General features: G+C 57.7%; 2 protein-coding genes. Both read left to right on the forward strand.

Features of this window, described 5'->3' with window-relative positions; genetic code table 11:
- Nucleotides 1-903: 903 nt before the first annotated feature.
- A complete protein-coding gene (locus V6C16_RS11465; protein WP_333534638.1) occupies nt 904-1,458 on the forward strand; it encodes a hypothetical protein in 555 nt (184 codons plus the stop codon).
- Nucleotides 1,459-1,587: 129 nt separating this feature from the next.
- Nucleotides 1,588-2,067, forward strand: coding sequence for a siroheme decarboxylase subunit beta (gene ahbB / locus V6C16_RS11470; protein WP_333534639.1), 480 nt, complete (start codon nt 1,588-1,590; stop codon nt 2,065-2,067).
- Nucleotides 2,068-2,322 lie beyond the last annotated feature (255 nt).

The raw sequence follows: 2,322 nt of genomic DNA on the forward strand, positions 1-2,322 counted from the left end.
CAGCTTCGGCGGTCGCACGCTTCGCGTCAACGAAGCCAAACCCAGGGCTCCTCGCCAGCCCCGCTACTAGGGTTCAGCAACAACATAACGCCCCTTGATTTTTGGGGCGTTTTTTGTTCGTTGCGCTTTTAACTCCGCACAGGCACTGCGCCTTGGGGCGTAACAACGGCGGTGCGGCACGGTTTATTTGACTGCGGCGGGCAGGCAACTCCCTGAACGGTGTGCCCCTTCACGGGTTTAGCCAGCCCGCTCCATATGAGCGCAGGCAGCCTGGGTTATCTGCGCTTACGCTTTATGGGCCTGATGCGCCGTGAGGGCGCGCCTCCGCACAACCCACCCTTTGCCGTATTTTCTTTCGGCCTTTTCCACCTTGCTCTCCCGCTTGCCTCTCCCGAAGCAGGCTAACTTTGCGAATGCATGTTCTCAAGGTTTAAAACACATCCGTTGCGGTGCTTCGCAGGGCAGATAAGCTGTGCGAATAAAATAGAGCAGATAAAACAGCGCAGTTGAGACATCTCTGCTCAGCAGAGCGTGAGCCTTCCCGGCGAGCACCTGCTCTCGCAGCCGTCAGAACAATTTCAGCGAGACTCTGCCTGGCTGCCTGTGCGCTTTTGCCGCAAAGGGGGGCCAGTCCCTTTGCGACCGGCTTCTTTGCGCAGCCATTTGGAACGGCCCTTTTGGTCAGCCCGGGCGGGCCTCCTGTGCTGTGATGCAGCGTAGCCCCGTGCAAGGAACTTGCCGGGAAAAATATTTTGCGGCGCGGGCGGCTCTTGCCGACCATTTCTTTGTGTGGTCAGCCTTGCCGAGCGCTGTAATTTTTGCAATGATGACCATGACGCTTCTGCCGGATAAACAGACCACTATCCACAACTTGCCCGGCGCAACAATCCTTGAGGAGGCAGCATGCTCAACCCCAACCAATGTGTGCTTTACAGCGGCGGCGCCGCCGGTACTGAACAGTTTTTCGGCGCTCTGGCTGAAAGCTGGGGCATGGAGGAAGTGAATTACAGTTTTGAGGGGCATCAGATGGAGCGCACCCGTGGCGTGCGCGTTCTTACCTCTGAAGAGCTGGCCCTTAAAGATGTGAGCCTTACCTACGTGTCGCGCCTCATGAATCGCGAGTACACGCGCGCCCCCCTGTTTCGCAAGGTGTTGCAGTCCATTTGCTGGCAGGTCAGCAGCGGCGACCAGATTATCGTGATCGGAGCCATCCAGCCCGACGGCACTGTCAAGGGCGGAACTGGCTGGGGAGCGGAATTTGCCAAGATTTGCAACAAGCCCCTGCTGGTTTTCGATCAGGCCAAGAACGCCTGGTTTGATTGGCGCAAAGATAAATGGGTGCAGGTTGAAAACCCCGCCATTGAGCAGGCCCATTTTGCCGCAACGGGTACGCGCTTTCTTGAAGACAACGGCCGCGTCGCCATCCAGAATCTGTTTGCCCGTTCGTTTACGCGCTGATAGTTCGGCTTTTTCTCCCGGCCCGGCAAGTTGTCCGGGCCGGGGTTCCGGCCTGTGCCGTGCCTCAGGGGACGGCCGTTTGCCGTGTGCTGTTGGCTGCGGCATCTTCTTTTTCTATTCGGAGAATCCATGAGTCATCAATTCAGCCCAGAGGAACAGGCCGTTTTGCGCATAGTGCAGGCCAACCTGCCCGACAGCCTGACACCCTATGCCGACCTGGGGGAGCAGGCGGGCATGACAGAAGCCCAGGTGCTTGACCTGCTTGGCCGCCTCAAGGCGTCGGGGGCCATCCGGCGTTTCGGCGCGAGCATCAAGCATCAGAAAACCGGGTGGACCCACAACGCTATGGTCGCGTGGAAGGTCACGCCCGACCAGGTGGACGACTGCGGCCGCAAGGCGGCAGAGCACAGCCATATTTCGCACGTCTATTACCGCCCAAGTTCCGCCCCTGACTGGCCCTATGAGATGTACACCATGATTCATGGCCGCAGCGAGGCCGAGTGCCTTGGCGTGGTGGAGGATGTCAGGCGTGCCACTTCCCTGAAAGAGCACGCCATCCTGCGCAGCCTCAAGGAACTGAAAAAAACTTCCATGACGTATTTTACCTAGAGCAGGTTAACTTTGAGAATGTACATTCTCAAAGTTTAAGCCACGCTCGCTTCGCTGCTTAACCGCGCAAGTAAATAGCTCTGCTGGCTTCGCGGCAGTCGTTGGCGAGCCTGCGAGCCTTACGAATGGCGACAGTGGTTGTGTGGAAACAAACCGCTCGTTACACATGCTGTCTGCAAGCGTAGTTTCCTGCGTTACAACTCCTGAAGCATCCGTAACTTCCTTTGTCGTAACGGCTGAAGCTGCGCTTGCATC

The organism is Desulfovibrio sp. 1188_IL3213, from assembly GCF_036763145.1.
Classification (GTDB): Bacteria; Desulfobacterota; Desulfovibrionia; order Desulfovibrionales; family Desulfovibrionaceae; genus Desulfovibrio.

What these genes read in the sequence shown, in the direction of transcription:
- V6C16_RS11465 (WP_333534638.1), top strand. Translation starts at nt 904, where the DNA reads ATGCTCAACCCCAACCAATGTGTGCTTTACAGCGGCGGCGCCGCCGGT.
- ahbB (WP_333534639.1), top strand. Translation starts at nt 1,588, where the DNA reads ATGAGTCATCAATTCAGCCCAGAGGAACAGGCCGTTTTGCGCATAGTG.